Here is a 24,253-nt window from a genome sequence, read left to right on the forward strand (position 1 = left end):
ATGCCACAGCGCGGTCAGAGGAAGCGGCGCTCCCACTGGCGGACCTCTGCTTCGGTGAAGTCGCCCCAGGAGCCCTGGTGCGCGTAGAGCCACGGCTCCAGGACGCGGGCCAGCTCGCGATACGCGGGCAGTGTGTCACCGGCCTCCAGGTCCCCGGCTTCGGGAACAGGCCCCAGTGACACCAGCGCACGGTCCGGAGACAGGGACTCGACCCGGGTCGAAGGCGAGTGCAACCGGGAGCGCAGTCCCTCCGCGCCACCCAGTTCGTTGAGCACCGGCGGCCCCAGGAACGTGAGCCACGCTGGCCCCCAGAGCCGTGTCCCCAGTTCCAGCGCCAGGGTCTCCAGTCCTGGCAGCAGAAGGCCAGGATGCCGGAATCCCTTCTCCTTCATCACCGGAGTGGTGGACTCCGCCCAGCCCCAGGCGTCGAAGGACAGTCCCACGTAGCCAGAGTGGAACGGCAGCTCTCGCCCCAATTCGAAGGCCAACGCACGCACCCATTCCGGGCCTGGATGCTCCAGGAACTCGACGGGGAGCCAGAACTCCGCGGCGAAGGTGCCATGCGGTGTGAGCTGGAAGAAGGGTTGTTGAGGCAACCCTCGGCCCCGGTACTTGAACCGGATCCCCGTCACGGAGTTGGGTTTCTCGCTCGCCTCAATGCGCCCGGTCGCCGGGTGCATCAACTCCCCGCGCAGGAATGCGTCAGCCTCTTCGGCCAGGGGACTCCAATCGCCGTGGCGGTCCACGTACCACTCCAGGGAATGGGGCTCGATGGCACGCCGGTAACGTTCCAGAGCGCGGCAGAGTGGCAAGGCCAGCTCCTCGTGGGGCCCGCCCATGTAGAACGCGATGCTCACCGCCTCGCGCAGGACGACGATCGACTCACCTTCGATGTCGAGGGTGACACGGCTTTCTGGATAGCGAGTGGCCATCACCTGACCCCCAAATTCGGAGACACGAGACGAGGAGCAGTGTCCCTGCCAAGGAGCAGTAAGTAGACCTCGCCCTGCTCCTTCTTCGCGAAAGGATGTCCTTCAGGATAGGTGTCCCACCTGGGAGGATTTGTCACGGGACACGGGAACTTGAAGTCGTAGACCCGCTGCGCCTGGAGCGGATTCCCGAATGCATGCAGTACCACATCCGGTGCGATGCTCCCCGAGAGCAGGTGGAACAGGCCGTCCCGCAGCCATTGCGCCACCTCCTCCGGCGCCAACCACCGCGTCCGCCCGGTCTTCGCGTCCCGCAGATAGCGTGGCTCCAGGCTGAACCGTCCTGCATCCGTGGAGCCCAGCGCCCGCTGCACGCACTCCAACGCGGCCGAATGCTTGGCCTCTCCCAGTTGCATGGCCCGGGTGATTTTCCTGCCATTCGCGTCCACCACCTTCTCCCGACACACCGCGGGAGAGGTCTTCCCTCCTGGCCCCAGCAGCCGCTCGTTCACCTCGAAGTTCGCCTGCTTCGCGCACTCCACCAGCACACGCTCCACACGGGCCACCTCCGCCGCGTCCCACAGGCGCATCACCGCCGCGGCCTGACCTGCCCGGGCCGCCGCTCGTGACAGCCACGGCAGGATGGCGTCCTGCCCCACCTGGGACGCGCACGCCGGATTGCGCAGGCATCCCGACGTCGCGGAGTCCATTGTCGCCTGGGAGTAGCTTGGGGGCCTGCGCACCTCCGGGCCCGCGCACGCGGTCCACAGCAGGAGGCAGCACAGCCACCGCATCCAACGGGGAGGAGTCATTCCGCGCCTCCTCGCATGGAGGCGCGGGCTCCTTCAACCCACCTCCCGCCCCGGACACACCAGAGCGGGAGGGTCCTTCAACCGCGCTTCAGCTCCGGCGACGGCGCGCCCGCGCCAGACCCAGCAGGCCCAGCAGCGAGAACGCGGCCAGGGAGCCACCGCTCGCGGAGCAGCCGCCGTGGAAGTTGGCGTCGCCCTCGTTCTCATCCAGCGGCGAAGGCTTCACGCCCGTGTTCGTGCCCGCGTCCACCACGGGCGCGGGGTCCACGGGCGAGCCCGCGTCCACCACCGGATCCGGATCCTCCGGGCTGCCCGCGTCCACCACCGGGTCCGGATCCTCCGGCGAACCCGCGTCCACGGTCGTGCCCGCGTCCACCGGCGTGCCCGCGTCCACCACGGGCTCGGGGTCCGGCTGCACCACCGGGAACACGTCCTCGCGCTTCGTCGCCTGGATCATCCCGTCGTGGTAGACGACGCCCACCGGCTTGATGGTGTCCGCCCGGTACAGGCCCAGCTTCAGGTAGTTGTTCTGGCCGGAGAACATCGTCTTGGCGTAGGTCTTCTTCAGCACCTGGACGCCGTTGTGCCACAGCTCCACGTAGCCCACGGACGAGTCCGGGGACCACTTCACGTGGAAGATGAACTCCTGCCACGCGCCGCGCTTGAGCGCCGTGCTCCACACCGTGCCGCTGTCGTTCAGCGTCAGGCGGATGAGCTCGCCCTTCACGAAGAACTCAATCGGCGGCGACCCGCAGCACCCGTCGTGGTGCCACTGCGTGAAGAGCTGCCACGCGTCCACGCTGGGGAAGTCGTTCGCGAACATCACCTTCCAGCGGTACCAGTACTCCGAACCCACCTTCTCGTTGCTCAGGTAGACGAGCTCGTTGCGGTTGCCGCTGGAGTTGATGGGGTCATCGCCCTGCTTCACCGTCGCCTTGAGGGCGTACTTTCCTTCCGACACCGGACTCGTCACCACCTGGAGCCGGTCCGAGCTCACCATCTGTTCCGTGCTGTATTGGGAGCGGTTTCCCGTCTCGAAATCGCCCCGCCAGACGATTTCCGCCGCAGCGAGGCTCGGGAGCAGACAGGCCACGAGCCAGAGGTGCAGTGCTTTCAATGCTGAATCCTTGGGGGAGGTGGAAGGGGAGGGGCTGATGCTTTGACAGCAAAGCTTTGACAAACATTACCCCAAACCATTCCCTCACTTCATTCCCCCACCAAACCATTCCAAGACGCCTGACAACACAGCATGCAGCCAGACAGGCCCTCCCCTGGATTGAGACATGTTTCACGTCAGGACCGGGCCGCCCGTACCCACCGAGCGGTCGGCGGAGCGATGTCCTGAACGCAACGCGTCATTGACAGGGGAGCATCCAAGAGGCTGACGGGACGGGGGCGTGGTGTAAGGTCACGGGCCCTTCCGGCGCTCCCTTCCCGGGGCGCCCTTCAGTGTGCCCCATGCTCGTGCTGCGAGACGTCCAGAAAACCGACTTGCCCGGCCTGAAGCGTCTTGCCGCGGTGCTGAACACGGTCAACCTGCCGAACAACGAGGAGACGCTCGAGGCCATCATCGACAAGTCGGTGAAGAGCTTCGCCGGCAAGGTGAAGGACCCGTTCGAGCGCGAGTACCTCTTCGTGCTGGAGGACGTGCGCAACAACCTCATCATCGGCACGTCGATGATCATCGCCCAGCACGGCACGTACGACGCGCCCCACATCTACTATGAGGTGAGCGAGCGCGAGCACTACTCCGCCTCGCTGGAGCGGCACCTGCGGCACAAGGTGCTGTCCATCGCGTACAACTACGAGGGCCCCACGGAGATTGGCGGCCTGGTGGTGGACCCGCCCTACCGCGCGACGCCGGACAAGCCCGGCAAGCAGCTGTCCTTCGTGCGCTTCCTCTTCATCGCCATGCACCGGCGGCTGTTCCGGCCGCGCGTGCTGGCGGAGCTCCTGCCGCCGCTGCTCCCGGACGGGCGCAGCCTCCTGTGGGAGGCCTGCGGGAAGAAGTTCACCGGCCTCACCTACCTGGAGGCCGACCGGCTGAGCCGCCAGAACAAGGAGTTCATCAAGGAGCTGTTCCCCGCCTCGGACATCTACGCGTCGCTGTTCCCGGACCGCGTGCAGAAGGTGCTGGGCGAGGTGGACCCGGCCACGCGCGGCGTGCAGCGGATGCTGGAGCGGGTGGGCTTCCGGTACGTGGAGCGCATCGACCCGTTCGACGGCGGCCCGCACTTCGAGGCGGACACGGCGGACATCTCCCTGGTGCGCCGCTACCGCACGATGAAGCTGGCGGAAGAGGACTTCGAGCTGGTGGGAGACGACGTGCTGGTCGCCGCCGAGCGCGAGTCCGGCCGCAACCGCTTCCGCTCCGTGCGCTGCCAGGCCCGGCTGGACAACACCGTCATCCACCTGCCCGCCCGCGCCAAGGAGATCCTCGAAGTGAAGCCCGGCGCGAAGCTGTCCGTCATTCCGTTCGAGTAGCGCGCACCACCCGGAAGTCCCCGCGCAGGAGCGACAGCCAGCGCTCCCCTGCCTCCAGCGCAGGGCCCTCCGGCGGCACCAGCGCCAGCGCCAGGTGCGTGTCCGGGCGCACGGGGTCCAGGGACGTGGGGTCCAAGTCCAGCGTCCCGCCGCCCTTGAGCGCCACCCGCACCCAGGCGTGCGGCCGGGCGGGGCCGCCGTCCACCACCAGGAGCCCGTGCACCAGCCCCACCCGCTGGCCCTTCTCGCGCGCCAGGGACGCGTAGCGCAGGGCGTGGGCCAGGCAGCCTCCGGCCTCGCCCTCTCCGCCCCGGTTCCAGTCCGCCTCCGAGGGCCCCTTGTCCGGGAAGGCGGCGTGCACCTTCGCGGACAGGGCCCGCGCCGCCGCGGACGTCCACTCCGTCATGCCCTCGAGGCGCCGGGGGACGGCCGGCGCGCGGGGCCCGTCCCTCCGGGCCGTGACGAGCGCCAGGGGCCCCGGGGCGTCTCCCTCCACCGGCAGGCCGTCCGAGAAGAGCTCCGGTGGCGGCTTCAGCCGTTCCCCGGGGGCGGCCCGGGTGAAGCGCGAGTCCCCCAACTCCAGCACCTGGAGCCAGCCCTCCCGGTCATAGGTGGCCCGGAAGGCAACGCCCAGCATCGTGCCCTCGGCGCGCGTGGGGCCGCGGGACGTGACGCAGTGAGGACCGATGCGCGCGGGGGAGGACAGCTCCTCGCGGGCCTCCACGCACCCTTCGGGTGGAGGGCCCCGCCAGACCCAGAGCGCCTGGGGCATCACGTCGCGCTCGCGGTCGGTGTCCGTGATGCGCCCCCTGCCGTCCACGTGGAGGATGGCCGAGCGCCCCAGCATGCCCGCACGGCCCGAGCGCAGGTGCAGGTGCTCGCTGGCGTACGTGAAGCTCCCTGGCTCCAGCGTCAGGGTGACCGTCCCCACCGGCACGCCGCGCCACGCGAAGATGAACCGGGCCCGCGACACCTCCGTGCGGACCGGCGCCGGGGGTCCGGCCTCGGCGCCCGTGCTGGCGGGGTTTACGGGGAGCGCCAGCATGGTGATGGCGAGCAGGGCCTTCATGTCTCATGAAGCATGCGTCGAAATCAGGACCGGCGCGAGAAGGCGGGTTAGCGTCCACCCCGTCCATGGGCGCCAAACGGTACCTCTTCTCGTTCGGGCTGGTGGCGGCCCTGGTCTCCGCCCTCATCCTGGGCTTCGTGCTGTGGTGGGTGACGGGCAAGCCGGATGACACGGCCGGGTGGGCGGTGCTGCTGCTCGGCGTGCCGTTCCTCTGGCTCATCGGCAGCTACCTGTCGTGGTTCCGCTTCGCGGCCATGCGGCGGCGCGAGCGGCGCGACCTGATGTCCCGGCTGGCGGAAGGCGACCTCACCACGCCCATCCACACCGGCTTCGAGGGCCAGGAGGACCTGCGCCGCCTCATCCTGTCCCTGCGCCGGGCCATGTCCCAGGTGCAGCGCGTGACGAGCAACCTGCACCGCACCGGCAACGGCGTGAGCGAGCAGGCCCGCATGCTCCTGGAGGCCGCGCGCCGTCAGGGCGGCGCCGTGGAGCGCACGCTCACCGCCGTGGGCGGCAACGGCACCAGCCTCCAGGTGGCCATCAAGCGCGTGCAGCACATTGAAACCTTCGCGCACGAGACGACGGGCGCCCTCTTGGAGATGACCGAGCGGCTGCACCAGGTGGTGGACGGCCTGGAGACCGTCAACGACTTCAGCCAGCGCACCAGCGGCCTCACCCAGGCGATGACGGAGCGGCTGACCCACATCGCCGCGTCCGGCGACGAGCTGGGCCGCTTCGCTTCGGAGGCGGAGGACTTCGTCGCGCTGGTGGAGGGCGGCATCGACGCCGTGCGCCGCCGCGCCACGGAGACCAACAGCATGGCCATCGCCGTCACCGCCACCGCCCAGCGCGGCGAGGCGCTGGTGGGCGACAGCGTGCAGGGCATGTACCGGGTGGAGGAGACGGTGCGCAAGGCGGCCGAGCTGATGGAGATGCTCGGCACGCGGTCGCTGGAGATTGGCCGCATCGTGGACGTCATCCAGGAGATCGCCGACCAGACGAACCTCCTGGCCCTCAACGCCGCCATCATCGCCGCGCAGGCGGGCGAGCACGGCCGCCCCTTCGGCGTGGTGGCCAATGAAATCCGCAGCCTCGCCGAGCGCACCACGCGCTCCACGCGCGAGATTGGCACCATGGTCACCGGCATCCGCGACGCGGTGGAGACCGCCGTGGCGCTGGTGCAGGAGGGCCGCGAGCAGGCCACCGCGGGCGTGGCCCTGGGCGACCGCGCCTCCGAGGCCCTGAGCGAGATCCGCTCCATCACCCAGCGCACCTTCGCCGCCGTGGAGGCCACGGTGATGGAGACGCAGCGGCTGGAGGCGCAGGGCGCCACGGTCGTGGAGGCCAGCAAGCGCGTGGCCCGGCGCGTGGAGGACATCACGCGCATGGCCATCGAGCAGTCCGGCAACGCGCGGGACCTGGTGCGCCAGATTCAAGAGATGTCGCGCGTGGGCCAGAGCGCCGGCCAGAAGGCCGAGGCCCAGGCGCGCACCGGCCGCGACCTGTCCGAGGCGGTCATGCGCCTGAGCGCGGCCATCGAGGAGCTGAGGGCCGCGCACCAGGTGCTCACCCGGGGCGACGCGTCCATCCGGGAAGAGGTCGCGCAGGTGCGCGAGGACGCGCGCCGGGTCATCCGCATTGGCGACGGGCTGGACCGCACGGTGGACCAGTTGGGCCACGAGACGGCGAGCCTGGAGGCGGAGGTGTTCCGCTTCCAGCTGCCTCGGGCCCGCGTGGGCGGCACGCTGAGGGTGGGCCTGCATCAGTCAGGCTCGCTGCGCGCGCGGCAGACGGTGGATCCGCTGTTCTCCGTGGAGAACCAGATGACGGAGCTGACGGCGTGCCTCTTCTCCTGCCTCGTGCGGCTGGAGGACGGCATGCTGGTGCCCGACCTGGCCGAGCGCTGGGACGCGGATCCGTCCGCGCGCCGCTACCGCTTCTATCTGCGCCGGGGTGTCACCTTCCACGACGGCGCCCTGCTCACCGCGCAGGACGTGAAGCGCCACCTGGAGCGGCTGATGGACCCGGCGCTGCGCTCGCCGGACCGCAGCCTGCTGGAGGACGTGGAGGGCGCGCGCGAGTACGCCAGCGGAATGGCTCGCGAGGTGACGGGCATCGAGGTCCTGGACGAGGGCACGCTGGAGATCCGCCTGCGCGAGCCGAAGGCGTTCTTCCTCCAGCTCATGGCGCTGACCGCCACGGCGGTGGCGAAGATGGACCCCGCGGGGAAGCTGGTGGGCACGGGGCCGTTCCGCGTCGTGGGCATGCAGGCGGACCGGATGGTGCTGGAGCGCAACGCCACCTACTGGCGCGGCGGGCTTCCGCTGCTGGACCGGTTGGAGTTCGTCCTCACGGAGACGCGCCCGCAGGCGGTGCGCCAGTTGCTGGACGGGCAGGTGGACCTCGTGTCGTTCCTGCATGTGGAGCACACGGAGGCGCATGGGCTGGACGCGCACCAGGTGGTGACCAGCACCACGCCCTCCACGGCGTTCCTGGGGCTCAACCTGACCGAGGCGCCGTACAACGACGTGCGCGTGCGGCGGGCACTGCGCGCGGGCATGGACATCCCGAGCGTGGTGGCGCAGTTCCACCCGGGCGCTCGCGCGGCCCGCACCTTCACGCCGCCGGAGCTGCTGGACGGGGCACAGGAGCTGGGGCCCACGCCGGTGCCGGACCTGACGCTGGCGGAGCGGCTGTTGCGCGAGGCGGGCGTGCGGCGCTTGCAGCTCACCCTGCACCACGCGGTGGGCCGCGACACGTCCGCGGAGGACGCGGTGCTCTTCCGGCCGTTGATCCAGGCGGGGCTGCTGGAGCTGCGGCATGAGCAGATGCCTCCAGAGGAGTACCTGGCACGCCTGCGCGAGGGGAAGGTCCCGGCGTTCCGCACGCTGTGGCTGGCGGACTTCCCAGACCCGGACGCGTTCCTGCACTTCCTGCTCAACTCCAGCGCGCAGACGGTGTACCCGCTGGGCTACCGCAACCCGGAGCTGGACCGGCTCACCTCCGAGGCGCGCGTGTCCATCGACCCGGAGCTGCGCTCGCAGCTGTACCGGCGCGCGGAGCTGCTGGCGCGCGAGGACTGCCCGCTCATCCCGCTGTACCACGACCGCACGCACGCGGTGGCGGTGGCCTCCGTGCAGAACCTGCGGCTGCACCAGACGCCACCGCAGGTGCGCTTCGAGGACCTCTGGGTGGACCCCTCCGCGGGCGGCTAGGGCACGGCACGGCGTGTGCCCGCGGGACTGGCGTTGCGCTGGGGCCAGCCCCGGACTTCGGTGCGTCCACCGAGGGGATAGGACTCCAGCCACCAGACGCCGTCGCGGCGCAGGGCCACGTGCAGCAGGTCTCCGGCGAACACCGCGCCCGCCACCTCCACGCGGCCCGGCAGCGAGCACTGGTTGAGCTTGTTGCCGAAGGCGATCCATTCGAGCCACGCCTGGCGCTGACCGTTTGGCAGCTCCGCGTCCGCGAGCACGCCCAGGGTGTTCTGCTCCAGCAGCGCGGCTTCGTGGAACGCACCGGGCAGCAGCGGCGAGGGCAGCACGTCCACCTCCGTGAGGAAGTGTCCATCGTCGGAGCTGAACGAGCGCAGCACCGTGCGCAGCTCCGCGCCGATGCAGGGAGTTCCGTCCGTGCGGTCGCACGCGGACGCGAACGCATGACCGATCGTGCCTCCGGGGGACATGAGCACCGGCTCGGCCAGGGGCGACAGCGTGCGTGTGCCCGCGTCCCAATCCAGCGCGGTGAGCACACCTCCATCCGTGTCCACGAAGGCCTGCGTCCCCACGAGCAACCGTCCCGACGCGAGCGCCAGTGACGGAGCACCGCCCGGGACACCCGCATCGAGCGGTTCGAAGCTCAGCGACGCGATGCCTCCGTCCGCGCTCGCAGCACCGAACGCCATGAGTGCCCCGCCGTCCGTGCTCACTTCAGGCGTTGCCCAGTCCGTGAAGGCCAGCCGTCCATCCCACGGCGTGTAGAGGTACGCGCCGCGCGTGTCGTCCACGGCGAGCCTCGCTGCTCCGCCGCCGTCCTCCTCGGGGCCCATCGCCAGCGGTGCACCCGCGTCCGCGCTCAGCAACACCAGCCTGGCGTGCAGCGGCTCCGTGCCCGCGTCGTCGCTCCATGTGACGTACGTCAGCACGTCCCCTTCCTTCGTGAGCGCCACCCTTCCCGCTCCCGTGGTGCCGGGCATGACCTCCGGTGTCCCTCCGTCCAGCGCCGCATCCGCGAACGCCAGCGACGTGCGCCAGCGCAGCTCCCCCATGCCTCGCGGCGCGTATGCCTCCAGCGCTTCCGGCGCCAACACCACCACTCCCGCGTCCGATGCCGCGAGCAGCGTCCTCGCGCCTCCGTCCTCGTAGGGCGACTCGTAGCGCAGCAGTCCGCTCTCCGTGTACGCGGCGAGCCAGCAGCCCGCGTCCTCACCGCACACCGATACGTAGACCGTCCCGTCGTCCACCAGCAGCACCGGCCCGCCGTCCTCCGCGATGGGCGCCCCGCCCAGCTCCGCGCTGAAGTCGGGCTCCAGGTCTCCCGCGTCCGGGCGCACGCACTCGCCCGCGTTGCACTTGCCTTCGTCCTGGCAGGGCGTGGCCGGCGCGCAGACGAAGCCGTCCGGCGGCGTCACCGACTGGCACGTGCCGCTGAAGCAGACCCGCGCCGCCTTGCAGCTCACCGCGCCGCAGGGGCTGAAGTCCGCCACGTCCACCTCCTGGCAGCCCGAGTTGCGGTCGCACACGCCCACCTTGCAGGGGTTGCCCGGCACCGGGCACGCGACGTTCGCCGTCACGCAGCCCTGCGTCGGCGAACAACTGTCCACCGTGCATGGGTTGTCGTCATTGCACGTGCGCGGCTGTCCCACGCAGACGCCCGCCTGGCAGCGGCCGTTCTCCTGGCAGCGGCTGCTGGGGATGCATGACGCTCCGTCCTCCAGCGGGGACTCGATGCACTGGCCGGAGTCCAGGTCGAAGCGCGAGTCGCGGCACTCGCCCTGCGGCACGCACGTCAGCGGACGCACGCCCACGCCGGTGAGCTTCACCTTCGCCGTGGTGCGCCCCGCGGTGAGCACCAGCTCCCCCTCCACCGGCGTGTTGCCCGCGGAGAACAGGATGTCCACCGTGCCCGTGCCGCTGCCCCCCACGACAATCTGGGACACGACGACGAAGAAGGGCGCGTCCGTCACCGCGTCCACCGTGACGCCCGCGCGGCCGGTGGCCACCAGCGTCAGCGAGCGGCGCACCTGCGTGCCCTCCAGCACCCGGCCGAAGTCCACCACCTCCTGCTGCGGCCGGAAGCTGGCGCTCGCACCGCCCACGTTGGGGTCGTCGCCACAGCGGCACCCTCCCACCAGGACGAGCACCAGGAGCAGCCACCAGCGAGCACGGGCGCGGAACATGCCCCGACTCAACCCCGCCACCCCGGGCCCGCGCAACGTGCGCCCACCCTGGCGGGTCGTCCCCGCACATTTCCCTGCCCGGCCGGGCCCGCTACGGTTCCACGGCGGACTCACGCCGCCGCGTCAGCGCCCGCACACCGAACGCCAGCGCCGCCACCCCGAGCAGCCCGATGACCGCGTACTGGTAGCGAGACACCAGCACCGTCAGCCGCTCCAGGTTGCCGCCCACCGCCATGCCCAGCGCCAGGATGAGCCCGCTGTGCGCCAGCGCGGAGATGGCCCCCAGCACCAGCGCGTTGAAGCGCGGCATGCGCGCCGCTCCCGCCGCGATGAAGATGACGCCCCGGATGCCCGGCAGGAACCGGTTCACCAAGAGCAGCCACGGCCCCGCGTGCCGCATCCGCGCCTGCACCTGCTCCAGCCGCGCGTGCGTGAGCCCGAAGAAGGAGCGCCCCGGCTGCTCCTCGAAGCGCTTCGCCAGCCACTTGCCCACCGCGTAGTTGATGAACGCGCCCACCACGCTGCCCGCCGTCACCACCGCGAGCACCAGCCACCAGGGCTTCACCCCGCGCACGGCGTAGACGCCGCCCATGAGCACGATGGTGTCCCCGGGGAACGGCGGCACCACGTACTCCAGCATCGCCGCCACGCCGAGCACCAGGAACCCGAACGGCCCCAGCGTCCCAATCAGCTTGTCGACGTGCTCGATCCACATCCGCGCGGTGCCCTCCAGGGCCAGAAGCCCTCCGCGCGAGACTTAAGTCGTCTCCCCGCCCGGCGGAACCCGTATCCACCACCACCCGCGCGGCGGTGAACACGGGCCGGCCTTTGTCCCCCTGGCCTCAGCCGAGCGAGACGCCTCCATCGGCCGTGAGGACACTTCCCGTGACGAACGACGCCTCGCCGCTCGCGAGGAAGACGGCCGCGTTGGCGATCTCCTCCGGGTTCGCGACCCGCTGGAGCGCATGCAGCCGGGCGGCGGAGGCACGCTGTTCCTCGGAGCCGTTCCAGAGCCGGAACATGGGCGTGTCCGCGCCGCCGGAGACGAGCACGTTCGCGCGGATGCCCCGCGGGGCGTACTCCGCCGCGACGGTTCGCGTGAGCCCGATGAGGCCCGTCTTCGCGGCGGCGTAGCCGGACGTCCCGGGGATCGCCTTCGTGTGCCCCACGAAGGTCCCGATGTTGATGACGCTCCCTCCGCCCGACTTCAACATCGCGGCCACCTCGTGCTTCGTCGACAGGAACGCGCTCACCAGGTACCCGTCGATCCACTCCCGGAACGACGCCGTGTCCAACGTGTGCGTGAGCCCGCCGCCGAACGTTCCCCCCGCTGCGTTGACGCCCACGTCGAGCCTCCCGAACGTCTCCAGCGTGAAGCGGACCAGGGCCTCGACGTCCTCCTCCTTCGTCACGTCCGCGGCGCGGGCCACCACGTGCCCTCCCGCCATGCGCGCTGTCTCTTCAAGCGGCTCCACACGTCTGCCAGCCGCCACCACCCGCGCGCCCTCCCGGGCCAACGCGAGCGCCGTCGCACGGCCAATCCCTGAACCCGCCCCCGTCACCAGGGCGACCTTCCCTTCCAATCGATGCGTCATCCGACGGTTCTCCCGGACACGGGCCCGCTCATGAGGTCGCGCCCGCGGGGCCCTCTCGCCGCGGCGCACAGTCCTCGTAGCGCCGCGGGGCCAGGGCCCGCGCTCCGGTTCTTGCCGTCGAAATCACAAGCCCCGCGCGGCGGTGCGCACGGGCGGAAGCGGACTCAGGCCTGCCGGGGCGAAGCCTCGGGCTTCGGCAGCACCGTGCCGCCGTACTGGCTCGCCGCCAGCGTGCCGCACGCGGCGCCAATCTCCTTGCCGCCCGAATAGCGCCGCGCGATGGGCGCCTTCAGAATCTGCAGGTGGTCCCGGAACGCGCTCAACTCCTCCGCCGTGGGCGGCAGGTACTTGCCCGTCGGATCCGTCACGTCGATGAGGTCCACCTTGATGGGGATGCCCTCGAACGCCGCCTTCAGCGCCTCCGCGTCCTCGCGCTCCAGGTTGAAGCCCTGGATGGCCACGTAGGCAATCATCGCCCGCTCGCGCCGCGCCTCGCTGTACTCGCGGATGGCTTGAATCAGCTCCGGCAGCGGGTGCGTCTTCTCGATGGGGAGCACCTTCGCGCGCTTCTCCGGGATGGCGCTCGTCACGCTGAACGCCAGGCGGAACGGGTGCCCTTCCTTCGTGTAGCGGCGAATCGCGGGCACGTGCCCCGCCGTGGAGAACGTGATGGCCGTGCCGGAGATGGAGAACCCCGCCGGGTGCGACAGGATCTGCGCGGCGCGGATGGTCTCCTTGTAGTTGAGCAGCGGCTCGCCCATCCCCATGAACACCACGCCGCCCACGCGCCGGTCCGCCTCCGCGCGCACCTGCATCACCTGGTCCAGAATCTCCCAGGTCTGGAGGTTGCGCTGGAAGCCCAGCTTGCCCGTCATGCAGAAGTCGCACGCCAGCGCACAGCCCACCTGGCTGGACACGCAGACGACGTACTTCTCCTCGAAGATGGGGATGCGCACCGCTTCGATGCGGCCGCCCAGCGGCGACTCGAAGAGGTACTTCACGAAGCCGTCTTCCGCCTGCCGCCGCTCGACCACCTTGAGGGACGGCATCTGGGCCTGGGCGCGGAGCAGGTCCGCGACACGGCGCGGCACCTGGGGCGCCAGCGCGACGGCATCCACCGTGGGACGGGCGTGGGCGAAGACGCCCGCGAACACCTTGCGGACCGCGGTCGCGGACGGCTGGGCCGGCGCGAGCGCCGCTTCCAACTCCGGCAGCGACAGTTGTTTCAGGTTCACGAGCAGGACTTGATCTTCGAGCGCAGGAACTCGGTCAGCTTCGCTGACACTTCCCGGGGCATCTTCAGCGCCATGGCGCGCTTGCACAGGCCGGGAGTCGCCCGATAGGTGCTGAGGAATTCCTCGCAGGGCTTGCAGCCCGACAGGTGCTCCTGCAGGTGCCGCGCCTCCTCCTCTGGCATCTCACCTTCGAGAAACTCCAGCAGGAGGTTGATGGAATCTTTGCAGGTATACATCCGAACCTCGGCTGGCTGCGGCTCCCCTCGTTCCAGTTCGAAGATGCCGAGGCGCCCTGGGGGTTTCACACCCCGCGATTGTCCCGGTTGTAGAACAGGTCGATGGCCTCTCGCAGCGCGAGCCGTGCCCGGTGCAGGCGGCTCTTGATGGCGGGGATGGAATCCCCCGTCACTTCTGCGATCTGTTCGTAGCTGAGGCCGTCCACGTCTTTCAAGAGGAAGACTTCCCGGTAGCCCTCCGGCAGGCGGTCGGCCGCCTGCTGGATGGCCTGCCCCAGCTCCGCGTCCAGCGCCTTCTCCTCGGCGTCCCGGCTCCAGTCCGTGACGGGGTAGTCCGCCAGGGTGCCCCGCTCCGTGAATTCAGGGGCCTGGAGCTCCGCCTCCGCCGCCTGGGCCACCCGGCGGTGACGCAGGCGCATGAGGGCATGGTTGGCCGCGATGCGGTGTACCCAGGACCCGAAGGCCGCCTCGCCCCGGAAATCCTTCAGGTGTTGATAGGCGGACAGGAAGGTGTCCTGGGTGATTTCCGCCGCATCCGCCTCCGAGCGCGTCATCCGCAGCGCCAGGCCGTAGACCCGGTCCTGGTGCAGGCCCACCAGGGCCTCAAAGGCGGACACGTCGCCGTCCTGGGCCCGCGTCAGGAGCCGCCGGTCTTCTTCCTGCCGGTCTTCTTCCTGGGGAGCCTCTTGGGACATGGCGTTTCCCACCCAACCAGTCGAAACGTTCCGCGTCAAGGCCGACGGCGAGGCCGCCGGGAGACGAAGCGGCTGACGTGTCCACTGTCCCGGTCCCACAGCCGGAAGGGTTCAGCGGCCCACTCCCCGGCGTACTCCACGCCGATACGCGGCCCCCGCTCCACCCGCGCGTCCGGCACCGGCGTCCCCGGCAGCAGATGCAGCCCCTCCGAGTCCAGCTTCAGGCCGTTGTGGTTCAGGTTCACCCCCATCACCCGGCACAGCTTCCCCGGCCCGTCCGTCCGCTCGCCGGGCGGGATGCCCTCCACCGGCTCCACGCCCCGCACCAGCACCGCCGCCGCCACCCCGGGCGCGTCCGTCACCACGTTGAAGCAGTGGTGCATTCCATAGATGAGGTAGACGTACGAGCGCCCCGCCGGCCCGAACATCACCTCCGTGCGCGGCGTGCGGCCCTTGGACGAATGGCAGGCCAGGTCGTGCTCGCCCAGGTAGGCCTCCACCTCCACGATGCGGCCCACGCGCTGGCCCCGGACGCCGTCCACCACCAGCAGGGTGCCCAAGAGGTCGCGCGCCACCTCCAGGGTGGGCCGGGCGTAGAAGGACAGGGGAAGCGGTTTCACGGGGGCGGTCCTTCCCGCCTCATGGGGGTGTTCGTCAACCATTGAGCGTCTCGGGACCGATGGCGGGCCCGACAAGCAGGCGGGTGTGCACCGCGCCGCGACAGCAGTTCACACCGGCCCGGGGCTGGGGCAGATTGCGCCGCATCATGTCCACTCCTGGCCGGCTCTCCGGTCTCCTGCTGCCTCTCTTCTCCCTGCGCTCGCGAACGGACTTCGGCATCGGTGATTTCGGTGCCATGGACGGACTCTTCTCCTGGATGAAGGCCGCGCGTCAGCGAATGCTGATGGTGCTGCCGCTCCTCCCCACCGCGCCCGGCGACCCCAGCCCGTACGCCACTCGGTCCGCGTTCGGGCTGAACCCGCTCTTCATCGACCTGAACCAGGTGCCGGAGTTCCAGGCCACCGGCGGCGAGGGCGCGCTCAGCGACGCGCAGAAGCAGCAGCTGGCGGAGGCCCGCGCCGCGGCGCGCGTGCGCTACGACCTGGTGTTCCCGCTGAAGGACGCCGCGTTCGCGCGCGCGTTCGACCACTTCGAGAAGCACGAGTGGGCCCCGCGCACGCCGCGCGCCCAGGAGTTCCAGAAGTGGCGCGAGGCGCAGGGCGAGTGGCTGGAGAGCTACGCCCTCTTCACCGCCATCAGCGAGAAGGAGGACCGCCGTCCCTGGTGGCAGTGGCCCGAGGGGCTGCGCACGCGCCAGCCGGACGCGCTGCTCGCCATCCAGAAGGAAGGCCTGGAGCGCCGCGTGCGCTACCACGCCTGGCTCCAGTGGCTGGCGGAGGCGCAGTGGAACCAGGTCCGCGCGCAGGCCAAGGCGAAGGACGTGCTGCTGTGCGGCGACGAGCCCTTCATCATCGGGCAGGACAGCTCCGACTGCTGGGCCCACCCGGACATCCTGCGCCGTGACGCGCGCCTGGGCGTGCCGCCGGACGACTTCTCCGCCACGGGCCAGGACTGGGGCCTGCCCTACTTCGACTTCGCCGCGATGGAGAAGGACGACTACGCGTGGCTGAAGAAGCGCGCGGCCAAGGCGGCCAGCTACTACGACCTGCGCCGCGTGGACCACGCGGTGGGCTACTTCCGCCAGTGGATCCGCGACGAGAAGAACCCCACCGGCTACTTCGTCCCCGGGGACGAGCCCACCTGGCGCCGCCAGGGTGAGAAGCACTTCCGGCTCCTGTCGGAGGGCGCGGGCATCGTCGCCGAGGACCTGGGCGTGATTCCCCCGTTCGTGCGTCAAATCCTGGCGGACCTGAAGCTGCCCGGCTACCGGGTGCTGCGCTGGGAGCGCGACGACAACACCTACCGCGACCCGCACCAGTTCCCCGCCGTGTCGCTGGTCACCACCGGCACGCACGACACGGAGCCGCAGGCGGAGTGGTGGGAGCAGGCGCAGGAGCACGAGCGCCAGAACGCCGCGCGCGCGTGGCCGGAGTTCCAGGGCGTGGCGCTGACGCGCGAGTTCACCCCGGACATCCACCGCGCCACGCTGGCCGCCGCGCTCAACGCGGGCTCGGACCTGTGCGTGCTGCCGTGGCAGGACGTGCTGGGCACGCGTGACCGCATCAACCTGCCCGGCACCATGGGCGACGCCAACTGGGCCTACCGCATCGCGCAGAACACGGACGCGCTGCTGACGGAGCCGCAGACGAAGGACGCCGCGGAGCGCCTGGCGTGGCTCACCGCCTCGTCGCGCCGCTAGCGTGAAACATCCGCCCCGGGGCCTTCCGCCCCGGGGTTTCTGGACGACGGCCCCTGCCCTACTGGCCGTTGTCCTCGATGCACTTCACCTGGCCGGGGAAGCCGTCGAACACGGCGCAGCGGCGGCCCGCCTTCGCGCACTCCAGCCGTTCGCAGATGTTGTCCACCACGCACAGGGGCGGCGAGCGGCCGAACTCCAGGAACAGCTCCGCGCAGAAGCGGAACGGATCCGCGCACCCGAGCGAGCCGCAGTACGGCGTGTCGGAGAGGTTCTCTCCCTCCTTGAGTTGGACCACTTCGTCTTCGCTCACGCCGCAGCCGGTGGCGAGCACCAGCGTGGCCGACAGCAGGAGTGCGATTCGCCGGACCATAGGGGCCCGAATCTGACGCACCCCGGGCCCGGTTGCACGCGCCACGGCGGAACCCGGGGGTTTGGCGGACACTGACCCCGTCCCCGAGGTCGTGGAATGCGACACTCGCTGCACAAAGAAACATTGCGAAACGCGTCAGGGGCTGGCCATCCGCTAAGAAACGTGACGTGGCCGACGTCCGACTCCTCCGATTCCGCTCCGCCGTGCCCCTCGCGCTGGCCGTGCTGCTCACGGCGTGCGCCACCACTTCCAATCAGCCCACCGGCCCGAAGGTGAAGTCCCTGGATATCGAAGGGGCGAAGCAGGTGGACGACGGGGACATCAAGGACCGCATCCTCACGTCCTCCACGCCCTGGTACGCGTTCTGGCCCTTCGGCAAGGCGCACTACTTCGACACCAACGCGTGGCAGGCGGACCTGCGCCGCATCGAGCGCTTCTACCAGGCGGAGGGCTTCTACCAGGCGCAGGTGGAGTCCAACGAGGTCATCCCGGATGGCGACAAGGCCGTGCGCCTCAAGGTGGTGGTCAACGAGGGCGCACCCACCGTCATCGACCGCATCGAAACGCACGGCCTGGAGTCCTTGGGCGAGGGGCCGGACCAGCCCTCGCAGCGCGAGCGGGAGCGCATCCTGGAGGAGCTGCCGGTGAAGACCGGCGACGTGTTCCGCGAGGAGACGTGGACGACCACCAAGGAGCTGGTGCTCCAGCGGCTCAAGGACCTGGGGTACGCGGAGGCGGAGGTCGGCGGCGAGGTGCGCGTGGACGTGGCCACGCAGAAGGCCGTGGTGGACCTGCAGATCGCCCCGGGCCTGCGCTACCGCTTCGGCAACATCTTCATCGCCACGGACGCGAACCCGCAGGTGCCGCCCCGCCGCATCATCGAGCAGGCGCAGGGCGCCGTCATCAAGGGCGCCTACTTCAGCGAGGCGGCGCTGGCGGAGGCACAGGCGCGCGTCTTCCGCATGGGCGTGTTCGGCGCGGTGAAGGTGAACCGGGGCGCGCCGGACCGGCAGAACGCCACGGTGCCGGTGGTGGTGGACGTGCGCGAGTCGCCCTTCCACTCGCTGCGGCTGGGCGGCGGTATCGGCGTGGACGCCGCGCGGCAGGAGGGCCGCATCCTGGGCGAGTGGACCAACCGCAACTTCCGCGGCGGCCTGCGCAGGCTCACGCTGCGCGGACGCCTGGGCTACGCGTTCATCCCCAACGTGCTGGCGGCCCTCCGCGATGACAAGGGCTCCGATGATGATCCCGTCTTCACCTTCACCACGGAGTTCGAGCAGCCGCGCTTCCTCTTCCGCGACCTGGCCCTGCAGGCCTCCGTCACCGCGGAGAAGGGCCTCCAGCAGGCCTATTCGTTCTACGGCGGCTATCTGAAGACCGGCGTCATCTGGACGCCCCACCCGTCCTTCTCCGTCTTCCCCTCGTACAACCTGCAGCTCTACCGGCTGACCGGGCAGGTGAACCTGGAGGAGGGCGTCCCGCCCATCACCCTGGGCTGCAAGACGACGGAGGAGGTCTGCGACCAGGCGCTGAGCTTCCTGGAGATTGCGTTCGCCTGGGACCGGCGGGACGACCGCACCGAGCCGCGCGACGGCTACTACGTGGGCTTCTCCATCCAGAAGGGCGGCGGCCCCTTCTTCGGGCAGTACACCTACGTCCGGCTGCTGCCGGACCTGCGCTACTACCACTCCATTGGAGAGAACAAGGACCTGACGCTCGCGGTGAAGCTGCGCGGGGGCACGCTGAACCCGGCGGGCGGCGGCCAGAGCTCCATCGTCACCCGCTTCTTCTCCGGCGGCGCCACCGCGATGCGCGGCTTCAACGGCCAGCGGCTGTCCCCCATGACGCCGCTCGCGCCGACCTACAAGGAGGACGACGACGGCAACGTCCTGTTGGACGCGAACGGCAACCCCATCCTGGATTCCTGGGACACCGTGCCCGTGGGCGGCAACAGCCTCTTCGAGAGCTCCGTGGAGCTGCGCTACATGCTCACGGACAGCCTGATGCTCGCCATCTTCTATGACTCCGGCCTCGTGGGCACGGAGGCGCTGTTCGACAAGAACGGCCCCAAGTTGTTCGGTCCCGAGCACTACCACGCGGTGGGCGCCGGCCTGCGCTACCTCACGGTGGTGGGCCCCATCCGACTGGACATCGCCCGGCGCTTGAACATCGGGCGGGGATTGCCCGTCAGCGATCCCGGATACATCTATCCGTCCTCTGGTGGATGCCTGGGCTTCGGGCGCAAGTTCGGTCAGACCTCGACATCCGCTGATGCAGCGTACGCGGGTGCCCCGGAAGGGCTCTGCGCGGTCCATATCTCCATCGGAGAGGCGTTTTGAGCGAACCCACGACCCCCGCCCCCTCCGCCCCGCCCCACCGGCGCAAGCGCTGGGGACGGCGGCTTCTGTGGGGACTGCTTGGCTTCCTGGGGCTCATCGTCCTGCTGGTGGCGGGCGTGCTCGTGTACGCCACCAGTCCCGGCGGCTCCGCCCGCATCGCCCGCTTCGGCGTGGACCTGGCGAACAAGCAGTTCGCCGGCCGGCTGGAGCTGGGCGGGTTCGACCTGGACTTCAACGGCGCGGTCCTCACCGGCATCAAGCTCTACACGCCCGAAGGCGACCTGGCGGCCGAGATTGCCCGCGTGGAGGCGCGGCTGAACCTGTCGCCGCTCTTGGGCCAGCAGGTGGACCTGACCAAGGTCCGCATCGAGACGCCCCGCCTGTACCTGGTGCAGGACGAGCGCGGCCTCAACCTGATGCGCGCGCTGGAGCCCCGGGAGCCCAAGCCCGAGGAGCCGCCCACCGAAAGCAAGAGCGCCCTGCGCATCAACCTCAAGGACTTCGAGCTGAGCCACGGCTACGTGGACTTCCAGCAGGAGCTGCCGGACGGCGGCGAGCGCCAGGTGCGCCTGGAGGAGCTCGGCGCCAAGGGTGAGGGCCACTACGCGCTGGCGGACATGGACTTCGCCGCGGACCTCCAGGCCACGGGCGGTCTCACCCGTCCGCTGAAGGGGCCCGTTCGCCTGGTGCTCAAGGGCCAGGGCAAGGACGTGGTGCGCCAGGTGGACGCGCAGCTGGGGCTCGCGGGCATCGAGGCGGACCTGGGCGCGAAGCAGACCGGTGAGACGGCCGCGGCCGTGGAGCTGCGCCGGCTGGCCGTGCCGCCCGAGCCGGTGAAGGCCTTCGTGCCCGCGTACCCGCTGGTGGTGCCCATCGAAGCGAAGGGCACCGCGTCCATGGACGGCGACCTCGCGAAGGCGCGGCTGGGCGCGTCCGCGGGCAAGGCCACGCTGGACCTCACGGGCGACGTGAACCTCAAGACGTTCCGCACCTCGGAGACCACCGTGAAGGCGCGCGGGGTCAACCTGGCGGAGCTGATGGAGAACGGCATCCCCACCAACATCGCCGCGGACCTCGTCGCGCACGGCGGCGGCGACAGCGTGGAGACGCTGGACGGCGACGTGGCCCTCACGGTGACCCCGTCCGAGTTCCGCGGCCAGTCGGTGGGCCCCATCGAGATGAAGGCCAGCGCCAAGGACGGCCGCTACAACGTGGCCAACCTGCGCGTGATGATGCCGGGCGCGGCGTTCGTCGCGTCCGGCGAAGGCACCGCGAAGGCGCTGGAGGCCCGCGGCAGCCTGTCCGCGGGCAACCTGAAGCTCCTGTCGCAGGCGTTGGACAAGCTGCTGCCCGGCGGCACCGTGCCGCCCATGTCCGGCAGCGGTTCGCTGGAGCTCCAGGTGCGGGGGCCGCCGCGCTCGCCAGGGGTGAAGGCGGACGGCAACTTCGTGGCGCTGAACTACGGCGACATCGCCATCCAGGACCTGTCGCTCAAGGCGAGCGTGCCGGACGTCACCCGCCCGCTCACCACCGACGCCACCGTGCTGGTGAGCGAGCTGAAGACCGCGGGCAAGACGTTCCGCGACCTGTCGCTGGCGCTCACCACCGACCAGAACCGCGAGCTGAAGGCCAGCGTGCGCGTGGACGGCGACGCGAAGCTCGCGCTGGGCGTGGAGGGCACGGTGGACGAGGACAACGAGGGGCTGGCCATGCGCGCCTTCTCGCTGTCCTGGCCGGAGGCCACCTGGACGCTCCAGCAGCCCACGCACCTGGCCTTCGGGGGCGGGCGCATCGCGCTGGAGCCGCCGCTGGCGCTCGCGTCGGGGCCGCAGACGTTGAAGATCGCCGCGGTGAAGGACGGCGAGCGCGTGGACGCGCGCATCGACCTGGGCGCCTTTGACTTGTCGAAGCTGCCGCGCATCGCGGTGCCGGAGGACCTGGGCCTGGGCGGCACGCTGTCCGGCCATGTCGCGGCGAAGGGCCGCATGGCCCGGCCGGACGCGGACGTGGACCTCACGCTCGCGGATGGCAAGGCGCGCGGCTACGAGGGCCTGGGGCTCCAGGTGAAGGCGCAGTACGTGAAGGACCGCGCCACCGGCACGCTGGGCGCGGAGCTGAACGCGGCGCGCGTGTCCTCCAAGTTCGACGTGCCCGTGCAGGGCGTGCTGCGCCGGCGCAACGAGCCGGTGTCCCTGACGGTGAACCTGGAGCGGCTGGACGTCGCGGAGGTGCTGAAGCTGGCGAACCAGCCGCCCGGCCCCTCCGGTCAAATCACCGGCACGCTGGTGGTGAACGGCTCCGCGAAGGACCCGCGCCTGGACCTGAAGGTGGTGGGCGCGGACATGCGCTACCCCGGCCGGCCGGAGGCGCTCTTCGCGCAGGCGCTGGGCTTCGAGCTGCACGCGAACTCCGACGCGAACGACGCCACGCTGGGCGCGCGGCTGGACGTGAAGGGCGTGGCGCCGCAGGCCTGGGTCCTGGTGAAGACGCCCTTCACGCTGGGCGCGGTCATCGCGAAGCCGCCCACGCCCGCGCAGGCGCTGGAGGCGCCGCTGCACCTGGAGGCGCTGGTGGCGGAGCTGCCCCTGAAGCTGCTGGAAGGCGCGGAGGGCGTGGACAAGCCGGCCGGCACGCTGACGCTGAAGGCGGACGTGAACGGAAGCGCGCTCGCGCCGCAGGGCCGAGTGGAGATGCAGGCCAAGGGCGTCACCGCCAACGGCCTGCCGCCCCTCAACGGCACCGCCCTGGCGCTGGCGGGCAACGAGGACGTGAAGCTGACGCTGGACGTGCAGCGCCCCAACGGACCGCTGGCCACGCTGGAGGCGCGCGTGCTGGCGCCGCTGGCCGCGCTCCAGGACCGCGAGGTGGTCAGCCGCGTGCCCTTCCGCATGAAGGGGCGCGTGGGGCCCGTGCCCCTGAGTGAGATTCCCGGCATGGCGGTGGAGCCCGCGCAGGGCAACCGCGGGCCGCAGGGCGTGCTGTCCATGGAGCTGGTGGCGCGCGGCACGCCGGAGGCTCCGGAGCTGGAGCTGAACGCGGGCATGCAGGGCCTGGGCGTGGCGCAGACGGCGCTGGGCCAGGCGCGGCTGCACTACTCCTACTCGCAGGCGAAGTCCCTCTTCGACGCGATGCTCACCGCGCCCGGCGGCGGGTCGCTGCTGCTGGGCGGCACCCTGGACCTGGACCTGTCGCTGCCCGCGTTCCAGTCCGCGCAGGGGCCCGCGAAGAAGGCGGAGCGGGCGCCGGTGGAGGTGTCGCTGCGCGCGCGCCGCTTCGACCCGACGTTCCTCTCCGGCATCTCCCCGTACGTGCGCTCGCTGGGCGGCATCATGCAGGCGGACGCGAGCCTGGGCGGCACCGTGGGCGCGCCCACCTTCAAGGGCGACCTGCAGTGGAAGGACGGCCGGCTGGGGCTGATGGGCTTCGGCGAGTACCACGACATCCAGCTCGCGCTGAACGCGTCGCAGGAGCGCATCGACCTCAAGAAGCTCACCGCGAAGTCCGGCAACGGCACGCTGGAGCTGACGGCCACCGCGAACCGCCAGGGCAAGAGCGGCGAGTTCGTGCTGGAGGGCAAGGGCCACACCAAGAACCTGCCCATCGTGGTGGAGGACCAGCTCATGGCCCTCCTGACGCTGAACCTGTCCATGAAGGGCAGCCTCACCGAGCGGCTGGTGAACATCAGCGAGCTGTCCATCCCGGAGGCCCACGTCGAATTGCCGGAGGCCAAGCGCAAGGACCTCCAGCCCCTGGAGCGCCCCGTGGACGTGGTGATGGTCCGCAACGGCGTGCCGGTGGACAAGCGCAAGAAGAAGGAGAAGGCGCCCACGCAGGTGGCCACGTCGCAGAAGGCGCAAGACCCGCGCAACGCTCCGGACTCGCCCGGCATGCCCGGCAACCCGGAGCCCACCGTGGGCAGCGGCGGCGCGGGCGGCCCCACGTCTCAGGCGGAGGCCGAGGCCCTGGCGGAGGAAGGCGAGGAGGAGGAGGCGCCGCAGCGTCAGTTCTGGGTGAACATCAACGCGCCCCGAAACCTGTGGGTGCGCGGCACGGACCTCAACGTCCAGTTGGGCCTGTCCGAGGGCTTCCGCGTCGAGTACGCCAACGAGGCGCGCATGTTCGGCGAGGTGATGGTGCTCCTGGGCCGCGTGGACGTGCTGGGCCGCCGCTTCGACGTGCAGCGCGACAGCCAGGTGCGCTTCACCGGCCCCGTGCTGATGCCGTACATCAACGTCACCGCCGAGCACCGCAACGACAACGCGAACGTCACCGTCTTCGTCACCGTGCGCGGCCAGGGCAAGGAGGTCACGCTGAAGACGACGAGCGAGCCGGCCCTGCCGGAGTCGGAGATCTACACGCTGCTCGCCACCGGCCGGCGCACGCTGGAGCGCGGCTCCGGTGCGTCCATGAATGCGGGCGCGCAGGCCGCTTCCGTGGTGGGCTCGTTCGTCGCCAACGAGGCGCGCAAGGCCATCGCCGCGAAGCTGCCCCTGGACGTGCTCTCCATCGAAGCGGGTGACAACGGCATCGCCGGCACCAAGCTGGAGGTGGGCACGTACGTGACGGACAAGATCTACGTGGGCTACACCGGCCGCGTGGGCGCCAACCTCCAGCGGGGGGAGAACGCCAACGCCGTGCGCTTCCAGTACCTCTTCAGCCCGCGCTGGAGCCTGGAAGGCATGTACGGCGACGCGCGCTCCGGCGGCCTGGACCTCATCTGGACCAAGGACTACTGACCGCCCGGACGCGTGAGTCCCGTCCGGGCGGCGGT

Annotated in this window: 17 protein-coding genes; 5 read left to right on the forward strand and 12 right to left on the reverse strand. The window is 70.6% G+C overall.

What is annotated here, in order from left to right:
• Positions 1-14: 14 nt before the first annotated feature.
• The 3 genes from ACX114_RS35140 to ACX114_RS35150 form a co-directional block, all read right to left on the reverse strand.
• Entirely contained in the window at positions 15-932 is a 918-nt protein-coding gene (locus ACX114_RS35140; protein WP_459291706.1) for a type VI immunity family protein, read from the reverse strand.
• The gene (locus ACX114_RS35145) at positions 932-1,741 is read right to left on the reverse strand and encodes a hypothetical protein (protein ID WP_459291707.1); all 810 of its coding nucleotides are present in this window, start codon (positions 1,739-1,741) and stop codon (positions 932-934) included. Before ACX114_RS35145 ends, ACX114_RS35140 begins: the two co-directional genes overlap by 1 nt.
• An 88-nt stretch (positions 1,742-1,829) precedes the next feature.
• Positions 1,830-2,858: a polysaccharide lyase gene (locus ACX114_RS35150; RefSeq protein ID WP_459291708.1), complete on the reverse strand. Its 1,029-nt coding sequence runs from the start codon at positions 2,856-2,858 to the stop codon at positions 1,830-1,832.
• 341 nt (positions 2,859-3,199) lie between these two features.
• Between ACX114_RS35150 and ACX114_RS35155 the strand changes: the two genes are divergently transcribed.
• Positions 3,200-4,225: an arginine N-succinyltransferase gene (locus ACX114_RS35155; RefSeq protein WP_459291709.1), complete on the forward strand. Its 1,026-nt coding sequence runs from the start codon at positions 3,200-3,202 to the stop codon at positions 4,223-4,225.
• On the opposite strand, the gene ACX114_RS35160 is transcribed toward ACX114_RS35155, so the two are convergent.
• Positions 4,209-5,294, reverse strand: coding sequence for a transglutaminase domain-containing protein (locus ACX114_RS35160; RefSeq protein ID WP_459291710.1), 1,086 nt, complete (start codon positions 5,292-5,294; stop codon positions 4,209-4,211). The two genes, ACX114_RS35155 and ACX114_RS35160, sit on opposite strands and share 17 nt — an antisense overlap.
• 65 nt (positions 5,295-5,359) lie before the next feature.
• Here ACX114_RS35160 and ACX114_RS35165 point away from each other — a divergent pair, with 65 nt between their 5' ends.
• Positions 5,360-8,509, forward strand: coding sequence for an ABC transporter substrate-binding protein (locus ACX114_RS35165; RefSeq protein ID WP_459291711.1), 3,150 nt, complete (start codon positions 5,360-5,362; stop codon positions 8,507-8,509).
• On the opposite strand, the gene ACX114_RS35170 is transcribed toward ACX114_RS35165, so the two are convergent.
• From ACX114_RS35170 to ACX114_RS35200, 7 genes are all read right to left on the reverse strand, one after another.
• The gene (locus ACX114_RS35170) at positions 8,506-10,692 is read right to left on the reverse strand and encodes a hypothetical protein (protein WP_459291712.1); all 2,187 of its coding nucleotides are present in this window, start codon (positions 10,690-10,692) and stop codon (positions 8,506-8,508) included. The genes ACX114_RS35165 and ACX114_RS35170 overlap by 4 nt on opposite strands.
• A gap of 91 nt (positions 10,693-10,783) precedes the next feature.
• A complete protein-coding gene (locus ACX114_RS35175; protein ID WP_459291713.1) occupies positions 10,784-11,407 on the reverse strand; it encodes a DedA family protein in 624 nt (207 codons plus the stop codon).
• A 127-nt stretch (positions 11,408-11,534) separates the two neighbouring features.
• Positions 11,535-12,287 (reverse strand): SDR family oxidoreductase, encoded by a 753-nt coding sequence (locus tag ACX114_RS35180; protein WP_459291714.1) that lies wholly within the window; start codon positions 12,285-12,287, stop codon positions 11,535-11,537.
• A 164-nt stretch (positions 12,288-12,451) separates the two neighbouring features.
• Positions 12,452-13,522: a radical SAM protein gene (locus tag ACX114_RS35185; protein ID WP_459291715.1), complete on the reverse strand. Its 1,071-nt coding sequence runs from the start codon at positions 13,520-13,522 to the stop codon at positions 12,452-12,454.
• The gene (locus tag ACX114_RS35190) at positions 13,519-13,758 is read right to left on the reverse strand and encodes an anti-sigma factor family protein (RefSeq protein ID WP_014399836.1); all 240 of its coding nucleotides are present in this window, start codon (positions 13,756-13,758) and stop codon (positions 13,519-13,521) included. Before ACX114_RS35190 ends, ACX114_RS35185 begins: the two co-directional genes overlap by 4 nt.
• Before the next feature lie 65 nt (positions 13,759-13,823).
• Complete coding sequence (locus ACX114_RS35195) at positions 13,824-14,453, reverse strand: RNA polymerase sigma factor (RefSeq protein ID WP_120592678.1); 630 nt, start codon at positions 14,451-14,453, stop codon at positions 13,824-13,826.
• Between the two features lie 35 nt (positions 14,454-14,488).
• Entirely contained in the window at positions 14,489-15,073 is a 585-nt protein-coding gene (locus ACX114_RS35200; protein WP_459291716.1) for a DNA-3-methyladenine glycosylase, read from the reverse strand.
• 146 nt (positions 15,074-15,219) lie between these two features.
• Here ACX114_RS35200 and ACX114_RS35205 point away from each other — a divergent pair, with 146 nt between their 5' ends.
• Entirely contained in the window at positions 15,220-16,773 is a 1,554-nt protein-coding gene (locus ACX114_RS35205; RefSeq protein WP_459291717.1) for a 4-alpha-glucanotransferase, read from the forward strand.
• A gap of 58 nt (positions 16,774-16,831) precedes the next feature.
• Here the strand turns inward: ACX114_RS35205 and ACX114_RS35210 are convergent, their stop codons facing one another.
• Positions 16,832-17,143, reverse strand: coding sequence for a hypothetical protein (locus tag ACX114_RS35210; RefSeq protein WP_459291718.1), 312 nt, complete (start codon positions 17,141-17,143; stop codon positions 16,832-16,834).
• Positions 17,144-17,310: 167 nt separating this feature from the next.
• Here ACX114_RS35210 and ACX114_RS35215 point away from each other — a divergent pair, with 167 nt between their 5' ends.
• Positions 17,311-19,482 (forward strand): BamA/OMP85 family outer membrane protein, encoded by a 2,172-nt coding sequence (locus tag ACX114_RS35215; RefSeq protein WP_459291719.1) that lies wholly within the window; start codon positions 17,311-17,313, stop codon positions 19,480-19,482.
• Entirely contained in the window at positions 19,479-24,218 is a 4,740-nt protein-coding gene (locus ACX114_RS35220; RefSeq protein ID WP_459291720.1) for a translocation/assembly module TamB domain-containing protein, read from the forward strand. The genes ACX114_RS35215 and ACX114_RS35220 overlap by 4 nt, the downstream gene beginning before the upstream one ends.
• The last annotated feature ends 35 nt before the right edge of the window (positions 24,219-24,253 follow it).

The sequence above is a fragment of the Corallococcus sp. M7 genome (assembly GCF_054512695.1).

What these genes read in the sequence shown, in the direction of transcription:
- ACX114_RS35145 (WP_459291707.1), bottom strand. Translation starts at nt 1,741, where the DNA reads ATGACTCCTCCCCGTTGGATGCGGTGGCTGTGCTGCCTCCTGCTGTGG.
- ACX114_RS35165 (WP_459291711.1), top strand. Translation starts at nt 5,360, where the DNA reads ATGGGCGCCAAACGGTACCTCTTCTCGTTCGGGCTGGTGGCGGCCCTG.
- ACX114_RS35140 (WP_459291706.1), bottom strand. Translation starts at nt 932, where the DNA reads ATGGCCACTCGCTATCCAGAAAGCCGTGTCACCCTCGACATCGAAGGT.
- ACX114_RS35210 (WP_459291718.1), bottom strand. Translation starts at nt 17,143, where the DNA reads ATGGTCCGGCGAATCGCACTCCTGCTGTCGGCCACGCTGGTGCTCGCC.
- ACX114_RS35205 (WP_459291717.1), top strand. Translation starts at nt 15,220, where the DNA reads ATGTCCACTCCTGGCCGGCTCTCCGGTCTCCTGCTGCCTCTCTTCTCC.
- ACX114_RS35175 (WP_459291713.1), bottom strand. Translation starts at nt 11,407, where the DNA reads ATGTGGATCGAGCACGTCGACAAGCTGATTGGGACGCTGGGGCCGTTC.
- ACX114_RS35195 (WP_120592678.1), bottom strand. Translation starts at nt 14,453, where the DNA reads ATGTCCCAAGAGGCTCCCCAGGAAGAAGACCGGCAGGAAGAAGACCGG.
- ACX114_RS35160 (WP_459291710.1), bottom strand. Translation starts at nt 5,294, where the DNA reads ATGAAGGCCCTGCTCGCCATCACCATGCTGGCGCTCCCCGTAAACCCC.
- ACX114_RS35155 (WP_459291709.1), top strand. Translation starts at nt 3,200, where the DNA reads ATGCTCGTGCTGCGAGACGTCCAGAAAACCGACTTGCCCGGCCTGAAG.
- ACX114_RS35180 (WP_459291714.1), bottom strand. Translation starts at nt 12,287, where the DNA reads ATGACGCATCGATTGGAAGGGAAGGTCGCCCTGGTGACGGGGGCGGGT.
- ACX114_RS35170 (WP_459291712.1), bottom strand. Translation starts at nt 10,692, where the DNA reads ATGTTCCGCGCCCGTGCTCGCTGGTGGCTGCTCCTGGTGCTCGTCCTG.
- ACX114_RS35190 (WP_014399836.1), bottom strand. Translation starts at nt 13,758, where the DNA reads ATGTATACCTGCAAAGATTCCATCAACCTCCTGCTGGAGTTTCTCGAA.